This window comes from Actinoalloteichus spitiensis RMV-1378, assembly GCF_000239155.1.
Classification (GTDB): Bacteria; Actinomycetota; Actinomycetes; order Mycobacteriales; family Pseudonocardiaceae; genus Actinoalloteichus_B; species Actinoalloteichus_B spitiensis.
In genome coordinates this window covers 1-2,074 of record NZ_AGVX02000587.1, presented here as the reverse complement: position 1 = coordinate 2,074, position 2,074 = coordinate 1, and the positions used below count along the sequence as shown (strand labels likewise).

The 2,074-nt window shown below is 74.2% G+C and carries 2 protein-coding genes and 1 other RNA gene; all 3 read left to right on the top strand.

Annotated elements, in window-relative coordinates; translation table 11 throughout:
* The first annotated feature begins 384 nt into the window (after positions 1-384).
* Positions 385-1,173 carry a hypothetical protein gene (locus ACTIDRAF_RS0222125; RefSeq protein ID WP_016700894.1) on the top strand — a complete coding sequence of 263 codons (789 nt, stop codon included), beginning with the start codon at positions 385-387 and terminating at the stop codon, positions 1,171-1,173.
* A 1-nt stretch (position 1,174) separates the two neighbouring features.
* Positions 1,175-1,269, top strand: an RNA gene (gene ffs, locus ACTIDRAF_RS33090) — signal recognition particle sRNA small type.
* Between the two features lie 64 nt (positions 1,270-1,333).
* A partial coding sequence (dnaX, locus tag ACTIDRAF_RS0222120; protein ID WP_016700893.1) for a DNA polymerase III subunit gamma/tau occupies positions 1,334-2,074 on the top strand: 741 nt, incomplete at its 3' end.

Below are 2,074 nucleotides of genomic sequence, written 5' to 3'. Positions count from 1 at the left end.
GGGGAGCGGGCACACCGTCCCGTCCGCCGGGCGCCGCGCGGGTCCGGCTCCGCCTGCCGGCGGCCCCTCCCCGTGCGAGGAGACGCCGACGCTCGGTGACCTCGGTGGTCCCGGTCCACCGGCCCCGCACGCCGGGCCGGGGCGGGGTGGACCCGGTGCCACGGAACGAGTGCCCCGAAGGGAGGACATCGGTGGCGGTGGGTCGCTCACGACCTGGCCCCCCTTTCGTGTTCGTGCGTAACCTCGTCCTACGGGGGTCACCCCGGCTTCGCCCCCTCCCATCCGCATCTCGGGTGCGGTGTGCCGGCTCCGCGCTCCGCCGGGAACGCCGTTCGCCGGCCGGCACCGGATCCGACGCGCGGTTCCGGCGCATCGGAGGAGACCGTGGACATACCGTTCGCCGAGTCGGACTTCCCGGCCCGCCCGTACCCGGGGGCTCGTCCCCCCTGTTCCTTCGTCTCCGTCGACGGAGTCTGCTACCCGCTGTCCAGCGATCCGGCCGCCGCCGCGGGGTGGCGGGTGCGACCGGCGTGGACCGATCTCGACGACTGGTTGGCCTCCCGGGGCGTCGAGCCGACCTCAGCCCGCTTCCCCGTGCTCACCTACGGCTCCAACGCGTGCCCGGGGAAGATCGGCTGGCTGCGCACCTCCCTCGGCCTCACCGGACCGGTGGTGGCCCTGCGGGCGAGGTGCAGCGGGTTGGCGGCGGTGTGGGCCTCGGGGTTCAGGGTGGTCGACGAGCAGCGGCCAGCCACCCTCGCCGCCGCTCCCGGCACCAGTGAGCGGCACTTCGTCTGGCTGGCCACCAGGGAGCAGATCCGCGTGCTCGACCGCTGCGAGGGCCGGGGCGAGCGGTACCGGCTCGTGTGGCTGCGCACCGGCCTGGTCACCGTGGACGGGGAGGGGGAGGGGTTGTCCGTCCTGGCGTACACGGCGGCCACCCCGGCCCGGATGCCCCTGCTCCGCGACGGGCGTCCGGTGCGGTGCGCCGAGGTGTCGCAGGGAGAGGCGGTGCGGATGGGCGGGGAGGTCGCGAGCTCGGACGGGCTGGTGGTGCTGGAGGTCCACGGGGAGCCCTCCTGGGACGACGCGCCCCGCCACCGGGCGGGACGTGGCCCGGCCCGCGTCGCACGGCCCCCCGCCGGAGGTGTCGCCGGTCGTCCACTACACTGACCGTGGACCCCGTGCGGCGTCCATCCTGTGAACTCCCCCAGGGCCGGAAGGCAGCAAGGGTAAGCGGGCTCTGGCGGGTGCACGGGGTCCCCTCATGTCCGGGGCGGCTCGCCGACCGGCCCCTGAGCTGGCCGTCAGTGCGGTTGCGTAGCCTCTTGGTGTGGCACTGGCTCTCTACCGCAGGTACCGCCCGGCGACCTTCGCCGAGGTGGTCGGCCAGGAACACGTCACCGACCCGCTGCGCACCGCCCTCAACGCCGGGCGGATCAGCCACGCCTACCTCTTCTCGGGGCCGAGGGGCTGCGGCAAGACCTCCAGCGCGCGCATCCTGGCGCGGTCGCTCAACTGCGAGAAGGGGCCGACCGCCGAGCCGTGCGGCGACTGCTCCTCCTGCGTGGCGCTGGCCCCGGAGGGGCCCGGGAACGTGGACGTGGTCGAGCTCGACGCCGCCAGCCACGGGGGCGTGGACGACGCGAGGGAACTGCGTGACCGCGCCTTCTACGCGCCGGCCGAGTCCCGCTACCGCGTCTTCATCATCGACGAGGCGCACATGGTCACCACCCAGGGCTTCAACGCCCTGCTGAAGATCGTGGAGGAGCCCCCGGACCACCTGGTCTTCGTGTTCGCCACCACCGAACCGGACAAGGTCCTGCCGACCATCCGCTCCCGGACCCACCACTACCCGTTCCGGCTGATGCCGCCGGCGGTGGTCCGCGACCTGTTGGAGTCGATCTGCTCCGCCGAGGGCGTGGCGGTCGAGCCGCCGGTGTTCCCGCTGGTCGTCCGGGCCGGCGGTGGTTCCGGTCGGGACACGCTCAGCGTGATGGACCAGTTGCTGGCGGGCGCGGGGCCGGAGGGTGTGACCTACGAGCGGGCGATCGCCCTGCTGGGCGTCACCGAC